This window comes from Pseudomonas quasicaspiana (genome assembly GCF_021147825.1).
Classification (GTDB): domain Bacteria; phylum Pseudomonadota; class Gammaproteobacteria; order Pseudomonadales; family Pseudomonadaceae; genus Aquipseudomonas; species Aquipseudomonas quasicaspiana.
Genome location: NZ_JAGTPI010000024.1, coordinates 15,396 through 33,325, shown reverse-complemented (window position 1 = coordinate 33,325; position 17,930 = coordinate 15,396). Strand labels below are relative to the sequence as shown.

At 47.9% G+C, this 17,930-nt stretch carries 17 protein-coding genes and 7 pseudogenes; 14 read left to right on the top strand and 10 right to left on the bottom strand.

Annotated elements, in window-relative coordinates:
* Positions 1–45 precede the first annotated feature (45 nt).
* The 3 genes and pseudogenes from KDX30_RS15490 to KDX30_RS29775 all read right to left on the bottom strand — a co-directional run.
* Positions 46–913, bottom strand: a pseudogene (locus tag KDX30_RS15490) (hypothetical protein); the annotation flags it as partial.
* A 203-nt stretch (positions 914–1,116) separates the two neighbouring features.
* The gene (locus tag KDX30_RS29780) at positions 1,117–1,413 is read right to left on the bottom strand and encodes an SMI1/KNR4 family protein (RefSeq protein ID WP_406643903.1); all 297 of its coding nucleotides are present in this window, start codon (positions 1,411–1,413) and stop codon (positions 1,117–1,119) included.
* A 3-nt stretch (positions 1,414–1,416) separates the two neighbouring features.
* Positions 1,417–1,785 carry an HNH/ENDO VII family nuclease gene (locus tag KDX30_RS29775; protein WP_406643902.1) on the bottom strand — a complete coding sequence of 123 codons (369 nt, stop codon included), beginning with the start codon at positions 1,783–1,785 and terminating at the stop codon, positions 1,417–1,419.
* A gap of 145 nt (positions 1,786–1,930) precedes the next feature.
* Between KDX30_RS29775 and KDX30_RS15485 the strand changes: the two genes are divergently transcribed.
* The 4 genes and pseudogenes from KDX30_RS15485 (at position 1,931) to KDX30_RS15470 (ending at position 3,823) form a co-directional block, all read left to right on the top strand.
* On the top strand, positions 1,931–2,542 hold the full coding sequence (locus KDX30_RS15485; protein WP_231676803.1) for a hypothetical protein: 612 nt from the start codon (positions 1,931–1,933) through the stop codon (positions 2,540–2,542).
* Between the two features lie 157 nt (positions 2,543–2,699).
* Positions 2,700–2,990, top strand: a pseudogene (locus tag KDX30_RS15480) (hypothetical protein); the annotation flags it as partial.
* A 29-nt stretch (positions 2,991–3,019) separates the two neighbouring features.
* Positions 3,020–3,351: pseudogene (locus tag KDX30_RS15475) on the top strand (1-acyl-sn-glycerol-3-phosphate acyltransferase); the annotation flags it as partial.
* A gap of 160 nt (positions 3,352–3,511) precedes the next feature.
* Entirely contained in the window at positions 3,512–3,823 is a 312-nt protein-coding gene (locus tag KDX30_RS15470; RefSeq protein WP_231676802.1) for a hypothetical protein, read from the top strand.
* A 210-nt stretch (positions 3,824–4,033) separates the two neighbouring features.
* Here the strand turns inward: KDX30_RS15470 and KDX30_RS15465 are convergent.
* Positions 4,034–4,147: pseudogene (locus tag KDX30_RS15465) on the bottom strand (IS630 family transposase); the annotation flags it as partial.
* 427 nt (positions 4,148–4,574) lie between these two features.
* Here KDX30_RS15465 and KDX30_RS15460 point away from each other — a divergent pair.
* Together KDX30_RS15460 and KDX30_RS15455 are read left to right on the top strand one after the other, a co-directional pair.
* A complete protein-coding gene (locus KDX30_RS15460; protein ID WP_231676801.1) occupies positions 4,575–5,003 on the top strand; it encodes an SMI1/KNR4 family protein in 429 nt (142 codons plus the stop codon).
* Positions 5,002–5,700: pseudogene (locus tag KDX30_RS15455) on the top strand (IS30 family transposase); the annotation flags it as partial. The gene KDX30_RS15460 and the pseudogene KDX30_RS15455, both read left to right, overlap by 2 nt.
* Positions 5,701–6,459: 759 nt before the next feature.
* Here the strand turns inward: KDX30_RS15455 and KDX30_RS15450 are convergent.
* Complete coding sequence (locus tag KDX30_RS15450; protein WP_231676800.1) at positions 6,460–7,413, bottom strand: PoNe immunity protein domain-containing protein; 954 nt, start codon at positions 7,411–7,413, stop codon at positions 6,460–6,462.
* A 317-nt stretch (positions 7,414–7,730) separates the two neighbouring features.
* The gene (locus KDX30_RS15445) at positions 7,731–8,249 is read right to left on the bottom strand and encodes a hypothetical protein (protein WP_231676799.1); all 519 of its coding nucleotides are present in this window, start codon (positions 8,247–8,249) and stop codon (positions 7,731–7,733) included.
* A 98-nt stretch (positions 8,250–8,347) separates the two neighbouring features.
* Here KDX30_RS15445 and KDX30_RS29580 point away from each other — a divergent pair.
* Positions 8,348–8,437: pseudogene (locus tag KDX30_RS29580) on the top strand (DNA adenine methylase); the annotation flags it as partial.
* A 20-nt stretch (positions 8,438–8,457) separates the two neighbouring features.
* Here KDX30_RS29580 and KDX30_RS15440 read toward each other — a convergent pair.
* Positions 8,458–9,399, bottom strand: a complete 942-nt coding sequence (locus KDX30_RS15440; RefSeq protein WP_231676798.1) for a PoNe immunity protein domain-containing protein — start codon at positions 9,397–9,399, stop codon at positions 8,458–8,460.
* Positions 9,400–9,847: 448 nt separating this feature from the next.
* Positions 9,848–10,789: a PoNe immunity protein domain-containing protein gene (locus KDX30_RS15435; protein ID WP_231676797.1), complete on the bottom strand. Its 942-nt coding sequence runs from the start codon at positions 10,787–10,789 to the stop codon at positions 9,848–9,850.
* Between the two features lie 1,092 nt (positions 10,790–11,881).
* Here KDX30_RS15435 and KDX30_RS15430 point away from each other — a divergent pair.
* From KDX30_RS15430 to KDX30_RS29495, 5 genes are all read left to right on the top strand, one after another.
* On the top strand, positions 11,882–12,352 hold the full coding sequence (locus KDX30_RS15430) for a hypothetical protein (protein WP_231676796.1): 471 nt from the start codon (positions 11,882–11,884) through the stop codon (positions 12,350–12,352).
* Positions 12,353–12,551: 199 nt separating this feature from the next.
* On the top strand, positions 12,552–12,773 hold the full coding sequence (locus tag KDX30_RS15425; protein WP_231676795.1) for a hypothetical protein: 222 nt from the start codon (positions 12,552–12,554) through the stop codon (positions 12,771–12,773).
* A gap of 396 nt (positions 12,774–13,169) precedes the next feature.
* A complete protein-coding gene (locus KDX30_RS15420) occupies positions 13,170–13,508 on the top strand; it encodes a DUF7668 domain-containing protein (RefSeq protein ID WP_231676794.1) in 339 nt (112 codons plus the stop codon).
* Positions 13,509–13,516: 8 nt separating this feature from the next.
* Positions 13,517–13,840 (top strand): hypothetical protein, encoded by a 324-nt coding sequence (locus tag KDX30_RS15415; RefSeq protein ID WP_231676793.1) that lies wholly within the window; start codon positions 13,517–13,519, stop codon positions 13,838–13,840.
* A gap of 561 nt (positions 13,841–14,401) precedes the next feature.
* Positions 14,402–14,533, top strand: a complete 132-nt coding sequence (locus KDX30_RS29495) for a hypothetical protein (protein WP_263271205.1) — start codon at positions 14,402–14,404, stop codon at positions 14,531–14,533.
* Between the two features lie 432 nt (positions 14,534–14,965).
* On the opposite strand, the pseudogene KDX30_RS15410 reads toward KDX30_RS29495, so the two are convergent.
* Positions 14,966–15,755 (bottom strand): annotated as a pseudogene (locus KDX30_RS15410) (oxidoreductase).
* 208 nt (positions 15,756–15,963) lie between these two features.
* Between KDX30_RS15410 and KDX30_RS15405 the strand changes: the two are divergent.
* Complete coding sequence (locus tag KDX30_RS15405) at positions 15,964–16,812, top strand: glycoside hydrolase family protein (protein WP_231676849.1); 849 nt, start codon at positions 15,964–15,966, stop codon at positions 16,810–16,812.
* A gap of 43 nt (positions 16,813–16,855) precedes the next feature.
* Here KDX30_RS15405 and KDX30_RS15400 read toward each other — a convergent pair whose 3' ends face one another.
* Entirely contained in the window at positions 16,856–17,173 is a 318-nt protein-coding gene (locus KDX30_RS15400) for a hypothetical protein (protein WP_099269657.1), read from the bottom strand.
* 508 nt (positions 17,174–17,681) lie between these two features.
* On the opposite strand from KDX30_RS15400, the gene KDX30_RS15395 reads away from it, so the two are divergent.
* Complete coding sequence (locus KDX30_RS15395; protein ID WP_027901776.1) at positions 17,682–17,930, top strand: hypothetical protein; 249 nt, start codon at positions 17,682–17,684, stop codon at positions 17,928–17,930.

The window sequence follows — 17,930 nt, the reverse complement described above, 5'->3', positions numbered from 1 at the left end:
TTTTGACGTGCCGACTAATGCGCTGTTTTCGAAATGACTTATTTTTTGCACTGATTCAAACGCCTCAAGCGTACGCTGAATTTTGCTCAAACTCTCTTCTGCCTTTGCGTTCCAAACGTACTGGTGCGGCTGAGCATTGCGTATCGCTATGAACGTTGTGATAGAGCTTCCTAAATCGCACACGGAAGCAAAGCTGCCGTCGCGCAAGTACACAGTGATGTCTCGAGAGAATCGCTCAACCATGTTCATCCGAGATTTCCCTTGGAGGTAATCCGGTGCGACGAATAACGTGACCGTACCATAGCGGGTGTAATCATGGGATTTCGTATGGATATGACCGATGCCCAAAGGCAAACCCGGCTATACTCGCTCTAATGCCTGAACCTGGCTTTTCTCATCACAACACAACACCAAAGCCTTATCCGGCAGGGCCAAGTAAAGTCCGATCACATACCAGCATTGCTCCTCTAACTGCGGATCGTTGGCCAACTTAAACGTGCGGGTGCAGGTGAGGCTTTAAATTATTGGCAGCTGACGGTTTATGGACGGTGGTCGAGGAAATACCCGCTGCCCTCGCGATGCTCCGACAGCTCCAGATCGGCTCTCAGATGCAGCATTGGGTGATCTATTCCAGAACACAGCGAACTTTCTCCGCAGGCAAAGATGATTAGCGTACACGCCCAAGTTCGTCGACCAGTCCGCCCAATCGACGTGCCTGGAAACGGTAACAACAAAGCTTGATAGTTGGGCAGGAGATCGTCAACCGTCCAATGTTGTCTCGGGTTATGCCTTCGACAGCCAGCAGGATTATGCGTGCTCGACGGCCTTCTCGTTGAGGGAGGGTGGCAGAGCGAACGCGTCGTTTGAGATCAATCTTTTCTTCAAGGCTAAGCGTGATATCCAGAGCGCTCACGATAAGCTGTGCAAGACTGGAATGACATATGAAGTGTAGCCGAAAATCACGAAAAGCTATTTCACCAACAGCACACTAGGATCTAAGATTTACATACTCCTCAAAGAACGAATAAAAATTATCAGCAATAATTTTTGAAATTTTCTTCTTGTTAAGATCGTAACTTAGAATTTTCCACCTCCAGAGGTAGAACAGTCAATGACTCAGCATATTTCATCATACCTAAAATAGACTACAACCATTGTTTTAGGAAGGCCGAAGTCTGACCGACAGTAGTAAGTGCTATAGTTTATAGTCCCTCCGGAGTCTAAGATTGCATCGTTATTTTCAATCCCACATATCTCTGAGTCAGCAACACCTCCGCCGCCACAAGCGGCCAAAAAATCCTTAAAGTCTTTTGGGGATTTTAGATTCAACATACTCTCAAGCTTTTCGATTTGATCGGGACTTGATGGGCCAAACCAAAAAGTATCTTCTCCAGAATTTTCAAGTTTTTTTATCAGCTATTCATATCTATACACTTTTTTCTCACTCAAAGTCTTTGATTCGTTCTTTCCAATAAGCTGGTCTGAACTTGGAATATTGTAGCTCGAGTTTCGGGGCGTTTCTGAGACTATTGCCGTCTTCAATGGTTCCATGTAATTCTTTGTTGTATTTTTATGAGTACTCCCCGTCAGCTCTACCATCGGCCCTGGTTTATCTCCAGTTACATGATGCAGATTTATGTATTTTACATCTAGCCCGATTAGCGCATTTCCATTTTTCATCAAGTCCAGATTGGTGGTGATCCCCCGGCCTGTGTGAACCCCACTGAAATTGATTGGCAAGCACCTCGCCAAAAAAAGTGTGCACTCCAAAAAAGCATAATGCATACTGGGGGGCAACACAAAAAAAAAGAAGATGCCTGTTATCCCAACTCTGAACTCAACACGTTCGGCGATGGTGCTGATACCGGGCGCTCTCTCGTTTGATGCATATCTCTCTGACACGCGCTCCTACCACTGTGTGAGTAATACAATGCTTAACTCCAACAGCCGATGGCTATGGCTTTACTATACGGTGAGCTGGATTACCGTATGTGTTGTGCTTCTGCACATCGCGTTCTTCAGTTGGGCCCTTCTGACCCCCAAGGAAGTCGGCGGCACCCTGTTCGGCGGCGTCATGGGCACCCAGTTGAATCTTACCGGCTGGGGCGTTGCCACAGTTGGCTTGATAGTGGCCATCTTGCTGCGGCTACCGGGGTCGATCCTCGCATGGATCGCCGCTGGGCTTGTACCGCTATGCATTGGCGGCTGGTGGCAACTGAACTACCCGGACGATGCCAACGGCAATCTGATATACAGTCCGGTACAGTCAGACATCAAGGTTGCCATGCTGATCGGCGCAGCGATCCTCGCCAGCGGTGTTTACGCCTATCTAAGAGCAAAAACAGCGAACAAAAAAGCCTCAATTTCCGGGTTAAAAATATTCGGAAAAATAGTGGTTGCAACAGCACTAATTGGATTTTTTGTAGGCGTACCACTGTCCGTTCTGAAGCAGCAAGCAATGCCCCATTGCGCCTTCAGCAAGGAAGGCCAGCAATTGACGATCTGTTTGGATGCCGGGGATACACATACGATTGTAGAGTAGGCACGCTAGTATCCAGTTCGGGTAGTTCGTTAGTCTTAAGACCCGGAATCATTTGGCGAAACAAATAACGCCACCTCTTCCTAGTGTACTGTCTCAAAATTAACTTCCCTTATGCCTGCGAGATCATCGCCTCGCGGGCTCGCTGTATCTTGTTCAGCTCCTGAGCACCCGGCGGATCATCGCGGGCCTGCTGCAAAAATATTGGGCGCTGCGGGTGGCCTTTGATGCTGGCCTGCTTGCCTTGATCGCCCTCGACTCTGACGCGTTGCATGATCGTACTAAAGAGCTCGACGAAGCCCTGCAAAGCCTTGGCCTGCAACCGGCCAACCGTGCCGGGCCGCCTTGGGCCGAACGTCAGCGCGGGGCACTTAAACTGTTGCGCAATCAAGCGGTCGTTCTAGTCGCTCAGGTGCTGCCGACATTGGCGGTCATCCTGGCTAGCCCTTGACTGTCCTTCATCGGATAAGGAAATCTGTTATGTTCAAACCTGTGGTCGCCACCCTCATAACCTCCATGGCCCGTACCGTCACCGGCGCCCGCCGCCTATGGATGGGCTGCGCGCCAGACCCCGTGCCGCGGATTTATTTCGCCAACCCCAGCAGCCACGGCAACTTCGTGCTCCTCTGGGCCTCGCTTCGTCCCGGCCTGCGCAAACTGACGCGCCCGGTGGCCGGTAGCGACAACTGAAACAAGAGCGCGCTGCGCCGTTACATCATCAATCGGGTATTCAACGGCGTAATGATCGACCGCGAACGCAAGACGTTATGGATAATACCTTACAGCCGATGCTCGACGCCTTGGAGGCCGGGCCACAAGCCAGGATTCCTTTTTGGAAAGGTGATAAGGTTAGATTAGAGTCCACGGCTGAAGCCTATAGACAGTATGGCGACGGCAATGCTCCGCAAATTAAGTATACCTCGATAGACGAACAGTGAAGTTTGATAGAGTAGACACGTTCCCGGAGACAGAATGAAAAATTACTACGTTATTGAAAAAAAGGAATTCGAGCCAGAAATCCCAAACAGTCCAGAATGGCCAAAAATCATTGGCTATTGCCATGAAAATAAATCATTTATTTTTGTTGAAGGCAACGGCCACGGATTTAATGGTATTGTTGTATCAGAAACTATCGCCAATGAACCACAATGGGATAGAATTTTTAAAATGCTAGACGCCTACTGGTTCCTAAAAATGATTAATACCCCCCCAGAACTAGACAAAATATCACTTGAAAACCATATCAAGGCAAAACGCAATGTTATTGAAATTATAAAATCATAATATATAAATTAAAATTCTTTAACCTTTTATAAACGTACGCCCGACAATCCTGGATTTAAACATGAAATGCCTCCTGAATATGAAGCAGTAACTTATCAGAAAGCGTGCGCCGCAAGAGGTGAACGTAAAGCAGAGCCAAGGAATCAGGTTTACAGGATCAGAAAAATTGATCACGGCAGGGGTATCAACAAACTGGTAAGCCAATGTGGTGTTACAAACGTAGCGAATAGGCGATGCATTGCGCAGCGCCAAAAAGGTAGTAATGGCGCTTTCCAACTTTCGCACGCAGGCAAAGATACCACCGCGAAGGTACACCGTCACATCACAGCATATCACCAGCAACTTGTTTGACAGATTAATTTATAGCCGGTCATATCCCAAAATTTCTTTCAAAGTGCGGATCATTCGAGAGTTTAAAGGTGCTTATCAGATGCGGTTTGACGCCACGACTGAGTTCACTATGCTTTTAGGGTGTTCAGGGTAATCTTCGGCGAGTTCATCTCACCGTCTCCGGTCTGTTGCTGACAGGAAAACATAAACAATTTCTAAAAAAATGTTATTTCTGAGACAGAACATGAGCCCTGGCAAAGAAATCACATGGCATCACGTACCGGGAACAGATAAACTCCAACTGCTATGGCGATATCAAAATGAACAATCAAAATGCTACAAGTGGGATACTCTTCGACAGAGCTATTTCAGCTTAGAAATCGAGGGAGATTTGCAGATAAAAAAATAACTGGAGTTTGACATGAAGTTTGACTGGAGCTTTTTTGGAATTGAACAATGCTCTTCAGTGGACGACAGTACGATTACCCAAGTACAGAAATTGCTGGGCGTAGTTTTTCCAAAGTCCTATTTAGACTTGGTTAAATATGCCGACAACGCCTCTCCAGAGGTATCTTCATTCCCATATGGCGACGCAGCTACCTGTATAAGCGAATTCTTTTCTTTCTCCCCTGATGAGACCCCGTATACCATTTCATGGTACGTAGGTGCGGGAATCCCCCCAGGGCTCTCCGATGGCATGGTCCCTATTGCAAGGGATGCAGGTGGACATCTGGTTTGCCTGAACTTTAAAGTGCCTTCAATAGCTGTTGAGATTTTTGATCCTGATTCTGGCAGCGTTCACTTTGTAACTAATGATTTTGACGCTTTTGTTAATTTGTGGAGTGAATAAAGAAACGTACGTCTGCCGTGAGACGATCTGATATGTGATCTACGCCCTGCCGGTCGGTGAACTTCGCAAGGACCTGATCATCTGTTTGCGTCAGGGCAAAACCGTTCGTAGGCCGCGCTCTGGTGGCGTGGATCGGCGCGGGCGGATCCCGGAGATGATAAGTATTCATGGGTGACCATCAGAAATTGAGGGCCGCATGATGCCGGGACATTGGGAAAATGATCTGATCAAGAGTAAGGCTAATGCTTCGTGTGTAGGCACCTTGGTGGAACGAACCAATGGTTAGGTGATGTTGGTCAAGATGAATGATCCGACAGCGATCTCTCCGATGGAGGGTTTAAGTTCCGCGCTCAATGGCATGCCGCTGACGATGCGTAAAAGCATGACTTACGACCAAGGCCGGGAAATGGCGAGGCACTTTGAAATTACCCAAAGGACCGGTGTCACGATCTACTTCTGTGACCTGCACAACCCTTGGCAGCGCGGCAATAACGAAAATATCAACGGGGTGATTCGTCAGTATTTACCGAAGGGGACTGACTTGTCAGTACACAGCCACGAAGAGTTCGACGCCGTAGCGCTGCAACTGAACATGCACCCACGTAAGCGCTTCGATTTCAAATGTCTAATTGAAGTCATGGCCGAGGTGATGCCAGCGGCCATCGCGATGCAGCATACTGCGCCTGCTTCAAGTCAAAAACCGTGTTGGATGTCAGCTCCAGCATCCGCTCTTACGAGGATCAAATCGATGCTACGGCTAACTATCGCCATTACTGTTCTGCTTACCGCAATCAACGCTTTTGCGAAAGCACCCATTGAGGAAGATTTCCGATGCCTGACGACTGAAGGGCCAAATCCTATAAAGCTCGAATTTCGAGTCCTTTCCGACCCTGGCTCGAGCTGGGTAGGTGGCTACATCAAGTATCGAAAGTCCAATACGGTCATCCCGCTGGTCCTCAAGTCAACTGAAGTTACAGACAAGCCGCAAGGGCACCCCTGGGACTACACGGATGTTTGGGTCGAGGTATCCGACGGCCAGATCACTGGGGAGTATGAAGTTATGCATCAGGGCGCACTCATTAATAGCTTTGTCTATCGCAATCGTAAGAGCGGAAAGCAGTACTCTTTTGAGATGGATATCGATGATCGCGATGTTGACATAGACAGCGGTGTCTGCACTTGGAAATAACCGTACTGCACTCATCTCCAGCATCCCCCAAGTGTATAAGATCACATGCCAAGTAGGAAAATCATCGCGCCAGTGGTGCGAAAAATCGAATCGGAACAATCAACCGGCATTTCGTTGCATGCCCGCGACTGGAATAGAGCGCTGCGGAATAACGCAGTTATTGGGGTGGCTTTTTTTCAAAACATTAACCCTGACGTCAGTCCGTTGATCCATGGAACCAAGGTCGGCGAGCTCATCTTGGGGGGGAGTAGCACCAGCATCATCGCGCTATTCCTCCCCAGACCAATACCAGAACGTATCGCCCCATGTCGAATCACTAATGCTCGGCATGATTTCGCCTTGCTGGAATTGGCGTCTGGAGTTTGCTTGTGCTGGAGTAAACCAGTAACCGGTTCTGGTGCAGGGCTCACCAGCAACGACACGGTTAAACTGAGTGTCATTAGTACCTTGGTAATTTCTTGCGTACTCGACCAGATCTTTTGGATAGACAAAATGATCTACTTTACTGTCGTCTATATTGTAAAGAAAAGCGATCGCGCCAGCTTCGAAAGCCCAATACCCGACATAACTCCCATCATCACCTTCAATGTCTAAATGGCTGTCATGCCAACTAGTTTGATGCTTTTTAAAAGAAGGATACCATTCATTACAATATTGCCTCAGCAACTCAGAAGCTTCTTTAGCGCCCGATGCATACATAGCTTTTATTAGCAGCGTATAAGGTTCATGAAACCATGCGTCCAAAGTCGTCCGATCAGGCATACATTTATTTAGCAAGTCTTCGTAAAGAGTATCCTCGCCAGAATATCCTGCACGATCCATTAGACCAACAAATCTAATCAATAAATCTACGCGATGCAACAATATACATAGACTCATTACCTGAACACATTCTTCATACTGCTCAGGCCAGTCATCAATAGCCAGTGGAGAGATGTCTGGCTCACCTTCTTCATCCGCAAGTGCACGTTGATAAGCCTCATAGCTCCCGACCAACTTTTCTAATCGAGGAGACAAGCTATCAATCGACTCGCCGGCAGTGTAACTTATTAGCAGCGCGTTAAACGCTGCCTCTTTAAAATATCCAAACCGCAATGACTTTTCTTGTAATGTAGAGTCGGCCTGCATAGCCTTTCCCTCCCAACGCAACTCAGTAGCATCGTAGAGGCTTATAGATTTCTTATAATAGGAGTCGGAAAGAAATTTTTGCCGTCTATTCATAATACAAACTTATCCTCTTCTTTCAAAACAGCCAATCATCAAATTTCTTCTTAAAGAAGTAAATTTTTAATCAAACGCCAGGCGCATCTCTTCTGCATAACCATGATAAGCTACATGTTCTCGATGCGTCGTTTTGCTTAACAATGGCATTTTTTTGCTCTCGTTATTTTCGGGCGTTGCTCGACAAATCGAATCGATACCCACGCCTTAAGCGCTAGCTGTGTGCTTATAAAGCACATCACCGGATTTCGGATGACCACCTTTAGAAACGTTGCCAAGGTTACTACCGCGTGGATTCCCGCTCAACCATTTTTCTTTTAACACCTTGGCATGCCCATCCCACTACTTTCCCCAATCAACGCTTTCTGCGCATATACAGTCTGCAATGTGCTCGCCACATACTTCCAGACCCTCATTAACATATCGGAGGTTTGAATACCCAATTTAGAACTAATAGGTTGATTAGAGTAACCTGCACTTGGATGATCCTTACCCTGTAATGCAACGGGGATGTCTTCTACTGGCAGGCTTCTCCGATCTTTTCGGTGACTGGACGGGGACGACCCAGCCAAGCTGCTTCGCTGCTTCCCCTTCCATTTCACCAAGCGCTTTTCGACAATTCCGACCATCGTCGGCATGTTGTAGCAGGACGCGGCGAGAATGCTGGCGACGGACGTTTTTGTCCAGTTGGGCAGCCCTTGGAATGTCGATGAACCCTTGACGCCCGTGATCATCTCATTCCGCTCACCGCGCAGCTTTCCGGCATCGAATACCTGCTTGAGGAGTTCTTCAGGGCTGGGCTTGATACCACATTCTTGCAGCGTGAAGCGCAGCACGTCAAAGAGGGCCGGGCATGACGATCGGGAACCTTGTTGACGATTCGCATGCTTTTCTTCAGGCCCTCACCCGGTCCTGGAATCTAGCCGATGACGGCCATGACCATCCAGATGTCCGCCTGGAGTTCAAAGACTTTCACTTCGAACTCGTAAACATTCGATACACCACCGCAAACCAGCGTCAGGGAGTAACACTAGCATCATCGTGCTATTCCTCCCCAGACCAATACCAAAGCGTATCACCCCCTGTCGAATCATTGATGCTCGGCATGATTTCGCCTAGCTGGAAGTGGCGCCTCGAATTAGCTTGTGCTGGCGTGAACCAGTAACCGGTGTTGGTGCACGGATCCCCAGCAACGACAAGATGGTCCTGAGTGGCGTTAGTACCTCGGTAATTTCTCGCGTACTCGACGAGATCCTTAGGATAGACCATGTGATCTATCTTGGTATCATCTATCCCATATAAAAAAGCGATCGCCCCCGCCTCAAAAGCCCAATAACCTACATAACTTCCGCCTTCGCCCTGCAAGTGGGTATCATGCCACGGTGCTTGCTTGAATGCGGGGTACCATTGCTTACAGTATTCGTTCAGAAGTTTAGATGATTTTTCTTTAGAGTCTGAATATATGGCTTGGATTAAAGGCGAGTATACATCATGATACCATCGATCAATATCTTGTCGATTGGGCAATGTTTTTCTTAGTAAATCCTCATACAAAGTGTCGTCGCCCGCATATCCTGCTTCGTCCATTAGAATTACGAAGCGCTTCAGTAAATCAGTGCGATGGAATAGTACGCATAGGCTAATTACTTGAACACATTCTTCATACTGATCCAACCAGTCATCTATTGCTAGTGGGGATATTTTTGGTGATTGCTCATAAATTGCTAATTTAGCTTGGCGACACTCATATTTGTCTATCAGCTCTTCAAGCAATGGAATGAGTGATTCCACCTTTTCTCCAGCTGTATAGCAGGAGAAAATTTTATCCAGTAAGAATTCTTGCATGTGCCATGCTCGAAGCGAGGCCTCCTGTTCTATAGAGTCAGACTCGAAAGTATTGGTTTTACAAAACTCAAGAACTTCTTCATATTCTTTTAGGAAGGTCATATATTGATTTTCAGTGTAGAATTCTTGTCTTTTTTTCATGCCTTAAGCCCCAATTGTCAATGTCTCTAGTTCGTTGGCATGTTGTCGCAGGACGCGGCGAGAACGTTGGCGACGGACGTTTTTGTCCAGTTGAGCAGCCCTTGGAATGTCGATGCCCCCTGACGCCCGTGGTGATCTCATTTCGCTCACAGCGCAACGTTCCGACATCGAATACCTTCTTGGGCAGTTCTTCAGGGCCGGGGTTGATGCCGCATTCCTGCAGCGCGAAGCGAAGCAGGTCAAAGAGTACTGGGGGCATAGCGTTCGGGATCCTTGTTGACGATACGTATGCTTTTCTTCAGGCCGTCACCCGGTCCTTGAATTCAACCGATGACGGCCATGACCTTCCAGATATCCACCCGGTGTTCAAAGACTTTTACTTCGAAACCCTAAACATTCGACACGCTACCGCACACCTGCGTCAGGGAGTAGCGCCAGCATTGTCATGCTATTCCTTCCCAGACCAATACCATAGCGTGTCGCCCCATTTCGAGTCGCTAATACCAGGCATGACTTCGCCTTGCTGAAAGTGACGTCTTGAACTGGCTTGGGCTGGGGTGAACCAGTAGCCTGTTTTGCTGCACGGATCGCCAGCAAGGACACGATTGACCTGAGTGTCATTAGTACCTTGGTAATTTCTTGCGTATTCGACGAGGTCCTTAGGGTAGACCCCATGGCTTATCCTGCTGTCGTCTATGTCGTATAGAAAAGCGATCGCACCTGCTTCGATGGCCCAATAGCCTACATAGTTACCTTCATCTCCCTGAAGGTGAGTGTCATGCCAAGGGGCTTGCTTGAAAGAGGCGTACCACGTACGACAATACTCCTCAAGGAAATCAGCGGCTTCATCTTTAGTTTTTGCATAGATGGCTTGGATCAATGGCGAGTATACATCGTGGTACCACTGATCAACATTATGCCTTCCTGGCAACACTTTAAAAAGTAGATCTTCATATAATGTATCGTCGCCTTCATAACCTGCACGATCTACAAGTTTTACAAACCGTTTTAGTAGATCAGGGCGATGCAATAGGATGCAGAACCCAATAACCTGAACACATTCCTCATACTCGTGAGACCAATCATCTATTGCTAAAGGGGATATTTCAGGAGAGCGCTCTAATATTGAAAGTTTTTGCTGTCGCACTTCATACTTCTCAACCAAATCTTCTAGCAGGCCATTAAGAGAGGCGATATCTTCTCCTGCTGTATAGGTTGCTGTAAGTTTTCGGAACGCTAGATTTTGAATAAAGGCTGAACGGAGCGCTGCTTCTTCTTCGGAAGACTCCGACTTGAAGGTCATAGTCTTCAGAAGTTCTACCGCCTCATCATGTTCCCTTAAAAGATACTGATAGTGCCCTTCACTAAAAAATTTTTGTCTTTTTATCATTTATTTAAACCTCAAATTTTAGCGAGTCAAGCGTAACATATTTTTTTGTCAAATATTTTTTGAGCTTATTCAGGAAACTCTTGATTTACTCTCCATAGTGAAATCCCTTGTGGTTCCTGTGAGTGGACTCGTGAGTGCTGGTCATGCGCACACTGGTATGCTCTTGGGCTAAGACTTGTGTGATATAGAGGAGTGCAGAACAGATGACATCTGCATGATCCAGCAATCTGAAGCAGCAAGGAATACCCAAGACCGGCTTTTTTTCAGATTTTTTCTTATCCATTCACTGCTTATTGGAACGACTCAAACCATGTTGCATCACTATTGAAATTTAAACCAATACCTGAATGGGAACTGACCAAGAATAGGTAACGATTCATTAACAAGCCTTGCCATTTCTCAGGTCAACCGCGTGCTGTTTCTTGACTGAAGTGGTTTCCATTGCAGGACTTTTTTTCTTGAGCGCTGTCCCGACCGGTAAATGAAGGTACTGCTCCCTTTCTTCAAGCCAGCCGTATTTTTTGAGAAAGTCTTTGACCCCTGCTTCGGCGGTAAAAATCTCAACATGAACCTGATACTTGCTGGAGACACCGCCACCCTCACCGGTCAGATTATATGTTTGCCCCAGTTAACCGTTAGGGTCTCCTGCCTTAGTCCCTGTGCGGGCGGTTTGGGTTGAGCTGCGAAAAAACAAGCAAAGCGCCTGCCGGTTTACCGTTCTCTGCAACGGCAGGATCTCCGTACATATCCAGTTTTTTGAGTATCTGGGCCCTCTTTTCGCGAAAAAGGGATGATCCTTCGGGGCATTCTAAAGCTGGATCACAGGCTCAAAATTCCCTGGTTTCCCAAAACGAAAAATTGCAGGGCTGTTCTCGTAGATGGAAAATGTCCTCGCAAAATATCGAGCTGACACAAGATTTCGCTACGTAATGCCTAATGGAAAGAAAATGGTGCGTATCCGAACGAAAAGGCTCTTGGCGGGGCAACCAAAAATGGGACGAAATAAGCTGCTCTCATCAGATTAGAGAGCGTTTACAATATTAGCGACATAGGGACGTTGTTGAAAAATTTTGATGACTGGGAAAAGCCTAGATGAAAACCACTTTCGAAACTGCTCTGGATCAGCATGAAGTCGCCGATTTTTTCAAGGGCACCGGCATTTATTTCGCAAGGGGATCTGATTGGGGCGATCATCTTTATGTCAGCAACTGGCAGGAAATGTGCGGCGTACTTAAAATGCGACGGTCAGCAAAAAGCGTATTGACAAGCATATTTGGAGAGTATGCAAAGTACCTCAGCGAAAATTATGAAGACGCGGCAGGATTACTTTCGAACATCACAGCGCATTACGTAACAAAACACAAATTTGAGTTCTTATCTACCAACCGCTATGACCTCATTGACAGTCTCGACAGCAAAACAAAAGAAAACATAGGCAGACTATTTAGACTTCTAAGAAGCGAGTATGACAAAAAAAACAACCACCTGGCAAACTATACATTCGAACAAGAAATCCAGAGACTTAAACAACTTGGCTGCTCGACCGAGCTCGAACTTCTTTAACTCTTTTAAATAAATAAAACGGACAGGACTACCGCGACACTATTATAGAGCATCAGGTTGCTTCCTCCAGCGTCACGAATACGACAGAGAAGGAAAAAGCAAAACAGAAAAGTTGAAACATCAACTCCGCAGAGCAACAGAACTACACGCTCACGTGCCCGAAACTGGATATAGTAACTATTTTGCTGGAGATGTAAAAATGCTAACCGATCTACAGGCACGCGCATCACTCATAGAGCTGATCGAAAAATATCTTAAGGGAGTAGATTCTGATTACGACCGTCTGATCGAAATCGTGCGGAATCCTTCGCGGCAAATACCGATCAGAGGTGTCCTTGAGGGCATTCGACGGTACAACAAGGTGCAGTACACGAAACAAGAGCTTGAGCTGGTCGATGAGCTTTTGTACATGTTTGGGTGAGTAGCCTACACGTTTGCGGCCGTGCTGATACTTACAGCGCCAACTTTTCTGTGGGTATCATCTGACCAGGGCCGGAGGGGCAAACGGCGCCATTATTTTTCTCCCACGATCACACCTCCGCGATCGGCCCAAAACGCAGGCACCGTTGCGGTGAAAGCAGTACAGCTAACTGCCCCTCTACGTAGAACGCCCCCAAATCGCGAAGCAACACAAGCTCAACGCCGAGCTGACGGAGGACGTGATTAAGCCGTACGCAGGATTGCTTTCAAAGCCTTGCATGTAGCGGGGGGTAAGAAATATGATGCAAAGGCCTTGGCCAGAAATGCCAACGAGCACTTCAAGTGCTATTAATGTTAAGCCCGTTACTCTGACTTGTATACTCGGAAATAGACGAAAGTGACAATTGACAAGAGCATCGAACTAGAAATTATTGATCTAATGGACGCACTCGTTCATGGTAATTTTGATAAAATATCCGCTAAAAATTGGTACGGCAGACTTAACAGACCGGATATTGAGGCAAGACTCGCTGAGTACTGCAATACATTGGCATTACCTCCTGCATTTTTCGTAGAGAAGATAGATAGTTATGAGTACAATGATGGCTCTGGCTTGGCTCTGAATGTACCACTATGGACCAAGGAAGAAGGAATGAGCGACCTGACTCTTTCCCTTGAGTTGCTATATAGCGAAACAAAAGCGAAGCTTCAAATGACAGACCTTCGTGTTCTATGAAAACCTGCATGGGTTTTCTCGCCAGCTTCAGTTGCGCCCCTCCAAGCAAAATACGAAGGTCCCGTTTTTTTGAGCTAAGAAGTGAGACTAACCTGACCACCTTAAAAAGCAAGGACCGAGAAACAGTACACCTCTTAAAAATTAAGCCAACTAGCAGAATATTCAATACAAAGTTCGGAGCGGAAATCAAGCAGTTATTTAAAAGAAAGAATAATTATCCGAAGAAAAAATCGGCACTAAGCAAAAGCCCCTTATCGACGCTGAACTATCGCTGCTGGAAAGACATGCAAAAACTCGCCAACCAAACCGATGCCCGGAAACAACTTCAATGATTACAAATTTTGAAAAAGCCTTAAACCGAGGTGAGTTCCCTGCATACTTTAGAGGGCATGGCGATTACTTTAAAAGAGAACCAGACTGGGGCACTCATCTACATGTAATTAATTGGCAAGGACTCTGTGCTTTTCTAATAAACGCAAAGAAACCCCCACATCCTGTTAAGCACTGCATTTTCAAAATATCTAACTACGATCACCAAAACCAACAAAGACGCAGAAGGTCTGTTAGAAAACATAGGGTGCTACTACTATATGAGAAAAAAAAACGATACCCTGCGCACTAACGGATTTGACCTGATTCGCGACCTTTCCATAGAAGAGAAGCTAATAATCTCCAGCACAATAACTTTCCTCGAACAAAATATAAACAACACGCAACACGAGCAAGACATTGAAAGCTACAACCGAAGGATCACAAATCTCATTAATGATGGCGGGCCAAAAAACATTAAAAACCTTTAAACCTCCGAATAGTAATATTTTTATGCTATAAATAAGATCCGACGCCTTAGGTCGTCGAATAGAAAAACCGTTGATGTGCAAAAGACAGAGTTCATGTGGAAAGGTGATCACCTCATCGCAGAAAGCGCCGAGCATCTTTATCGAGCCTACGTCTACAAGCCGGGCACCTTCCGTAGGCTGGAAATTCTTGATGGCGAAGGTCCGGCCAAAGTAATGCAGTTATAGTACCAACTTGGCCACCTGGTTTTAGCGCTGATGCAGAGTTGCGCCTGCTGCCGATTTGGCGTTGCCCTATAAGTATTCAGGCCAAAGTCCGACCTGCTAATGCTTTGCGAAGTAGAAGCTTGGCTCAGCAAAACTTCGGCAACTGGGTCAATTCTTCATCAGCGGCATCACTTCCCTTCTTAACTGGACGCTTCGAATGATTCTTGAGGTCCTCACAAAACAATCGGGACGATAGATTCAATTAGCGACGCCAGTCACCAAATGACTCAGCTGCGTCAATGTAACGTATAGCCGATTGCACATCCCGCCAACCAACGTAGTCCATCAACGCTTTGGTTCCCCAACAGCGCGTTGTCAGGTACACCGAACGGCTCCTGTCGAAAAAGCACTCCAGATCAGGTTGTTCTTTTTTGACAGGAGCAAGCCCCAGCATCAGCCCATCCAATTCTGCAGCCAGTAGGCGTAAGGTATCGGCAGCACCGAAGCCGGATCAGAGAGGCCTAACACTCGCGCTGCGGGAAATGGCCAGTGAGGATTAGCCAGCAGTGTCCGTGCAAAACAGACCAGGTCCAGAGCTCCGGAGCGTACGAACTCATCCGCTTCATGAGCGTCCGTGATCATCCAGCTCATCAGTGCGAATACTTGCCTTTGGAGACAGGAAAGCCTGACCGAGAAAACCGTGAGCAAAATGCAGTTCCAGCCATTCAAACCCCGCACCAAGTGCCCGCGCAGCGGCGCTGGTGAAGTCAGCTTGTATATGACGAATGCCTTCGTGGGTCAGCTCGTCAGGAATGTAGGAAGACTCAGGCACGTAAGGCAGCACACTCGATGAAACAGGCTTCCAGCTTTGCGGGTCTGAAAGATCGAGTGGATGCCCGCCTTCCCAGGGAGGCGTGCATCCGGCTTTGCGTCCTGCGTGCCCCAGTTGAATGCCGGGTACTGCTCCGGCGTTTTTGATCAGTGCGACGACCTCGGCAAAGCCAGCCACTTGACTGTCGCTCCAGAGCCCTGCATCACCCGGTGTGATCCGGCCCTCCGGGTTGACTGAAGTTGCCTCGACCACCACCAGACCGGCTCCGCCTTTCGCCAGGGTTTCATAGTGAGTTTTATGCCAGCCATTCAACGCGCCATCTACGGCTTGATACTGGCACATTGGTGAGGCCACGATGCGGTTACGCAGCGTCACATCCTTTAATTGATAGGGTGAAAATAGCGAGGTCATGAGTTCATCCGCTGGTTGATATGAATCAGCAGATTATGGCTTTCGAGAGGGGGACATTATTTGCCTGAAGGAAGCTAAAGACTGCACAAAATGACGGTCTTCAGCGCAGCAGCCCTGCCGTCCCCGTTTACTTCCGGGTGCCTCCAGAGGATATATTCGGTTACTTTTCACGGAGGATCGAACCATGCCGTTTCGTAACTACCTGCGAATGTTCACGCTGCTCACAGCGTTCAGCCTAGCCCTCAGCACAGTCTCCACACCAGCCTGGTCAGCCACTAAAAGCGCAAAACGCGGCATCGCTTATGACATAGCGTCACCTGCGGACTTGAGTGCTTTGTCCCCGGGAATCAGTTGGTGGTACAACTGGAGTCCAAAGCCACACGACCGGCTCGCCGCGTATAACTACTCCTCCACCTACGGGGTCGACTTCATCCCCATGGTCTGGAACGCCAATGTCGATGACGGTCAGCTCAAACTCTACCTGCAGGCCCACCCGGATATCCGCTACTTACTGGTGATCAATGAGCCCAATCTCGTTGATCAGGCCAACATGACACCCGAAGCGGCCGCGCGATTCTGGCCAAGGCTGGAACAGATATCCGCGCAGACCGGGGTAAAGCTGGTTGGCCCCGCGATGAACTGGGGAACGATGTCGGGTTATGGCGACCCGGTTGTGTGGCTTGACGCCTTCTATGCTGCGTACCGTGCGCAAAATCAGAATCGCGATCCGAAGATCGACTATCTGGCGTTTCATTGGTACGACTATGGGCTGTCAGGCATGCTCGACAGGCTATCCAAATATGGCAAACCCTTTTGGGTCACCGAGTTCGCCAACTGGCACTCCCCGATTGACGGGGTGCAGATCGACACGCTTGAAAAGCAAAAGCAGCAGATGGCGGAGATGGTGGCGGTCTGCGAGAACCGCGCGGATGTGTTTCGGTATGCCTGGTTCACGGGTCGCATGAATGATGACCCGCACTTTTCAAGCCTGTTGAACGATGAAGGAAGGCTGACAGAACTGGGTAAGCATTATCTTTCGCTGCCATTCAATCAGTAGCGGGTACCAGCGGTCATCGGGACCTGGAGCCTGCCCATGCGCGTCAAAGTCGAGCTGGATGCCCGTAGGTGTCCAGCGCGTACGAGGCCGCCAGGGACGCTGAACCTATCTCGGTCAGCCCACTGATGATGTGCTGGGTGTAGGGAAAAGCAGGGTCTTCATCCAGCACTCTCTCCGACACCAACAGCCCTTCTTTCACAAGCACGTCTATCGCCAACACACAGCGCACGATGGACGGAAAGTTTGGCTGGCCGCGCACCAGTTGCATGTATATCTGACCGCATGTCAGCTTTCGCGGCGCACCGCCGCGTGGCTTTCCATCACTTAATAACCAGACCGCTTTTAAAATGGCCAGATCCACCTCGAGAGGGTCTGTAAGCTCTGAGCTGAATCCAAAGCCGGGTAACAGAAAGGGACGCGCTTGGGATGTCACAGTTAAACCTCTGAGTGTCATTAGCCTGAACCACCGCACTTATTCACCCTGGACGCTTTTCTTACCTGTAGGCATGAGCAGCGTGGCACGCCCGAATTCTTCACAAGGCGACAGGACGGCGAGCACTTTTATGGCCCGACTACTTTAACACCGCTGAAAACAGAGCTCTCACTCTGTTTTTCAGAAAGATTTTTTATAGCTGATAACTGAGAATGTACAGCAGAAATAACCAATAAATACTTTTAAATCAGATAAAATCAATATTAATTTTAAATAAATTAAAAACACACGATAAAAACAAATCAAATATTTAACTTCATTTTTTTGCCGCCACAGAACTTTAAGCTCACACTGCTGACTTACTGTCTGCAGCCTGTAGTAAACCTCCACGCGCTGACACTTCTTCGTTACCCACTTCTATTTGGAGATTCTCCCGATGGCTAGAAGCTTGCTGCCTCTTGCTGCCATTTTTCTGATGGGCCTCACCACACTTTCTGTATCAGCCGCCGAAAACAAAAATCCCCTGCCGTCGACATCGAGTGATGTGCGCGTGGAAGTCGAGGCCAAACGCGAGCAGATCACTGGCGCCGAAAGCGCTACAAAAAGCCAGTCGACAGGCGCGCAGACGGTGCTGGACGCCCCGGTCGTGACCGACGACGCCCCAACGACCGATGACGAGAAATGA

Bases quoted from the DNA above. Each gene is read 5' to 3' on its own strand.
- KDX30_RS29775 (WP_406643902.1), bottom strand. From the start codon at position 1,785: ATGCATTATGCTTTTTTGGAGTGCACACTTTTTTTGGCGAGGTGCTTG.
- KDX30_RS15485 (WP_231676803.1), top strand. From the start codon at position 1,931: ATGCTTAACTCCAACAGCCGATGGCTATGGCTTTACTATACGGTGAGC.
- KDX30_RS15470 (WP_231676802.1), top strand. From the start codon at position 3,512: ATGAAAAATTACTACGTTATTGAAAAAAAGGAATTCGAGCCAGAAATC.
- KDX30_RS15460 (WP_231676801.1), top strand. From the start codon at position 4,575: ATGAAGTTTGACTGGAGCTTTTTTGGAATTGAACAATGCTCTTCAGTG.
- KDX30_RS15450 (WP_231676800.1), bottom strand. From the start codon at position 7,413: ATGAATAGACGGCAAAAATTTCTTTCCGACTCCTATTATAAGAAATCT.
- KDX30_RS15440 (WP_231676798.1), bottom strand. From the start codon at position 9,399: ATGAAAAAAAGACAAGAATTCTACACTGAAAATCAATATATGACCTTC.
- KDX30_RS15435 (WP_231676797.1), bottom strand. From the start codon at position 10,789: ATGATAAAAAGACAAAAATTTTTTAGTGAAGGGCACTATCAGTATCTT.
- KDX30_RS15430 (WP_231676796.1), top strand. From the start codon at position 11,882: ATGAAAACCACTTTCGAAACTGCTCTGGATCAGCATGAAGTCGCCGAT.
- KDX30_RS15425 (WP_231676795.1), top strand. From the start codon at position 12,552: ATGCTAACCGATCTACAGGCACGCGCATCACTCATAGAGCTGATCGAA.
- KDX30_RS15415 (WP_231676793.1), top strand. From the start codon at position 13,517: ATGGGTTTTCTCGCCAGCTTCAGTTGCGCCCCTCCAAGCAAAATACGA.
- KDX30_RS29495 (WP_263271205.1), top strand. From the start codon at position 14,402: ATGTGGAAAGGTGATCACCTCATCGCAGAAAGCGCCGAGCATCTTTAT.
- KDX30_RS15405 (WP_231676849.1), top strand. From the start codon at position 15,964: ATGTTCACGCTGCTCACAGCGTTCAGCCTAGCCCTCAGCACAGTCTCC.
- KDX30_RS15395 (WP_027901776.1), top strand. From the start codon at position 17,682: ATGGCTAGAAGCTTGCTGCCTCTTGCTGCCATTTTTCTGATGGGCCTC.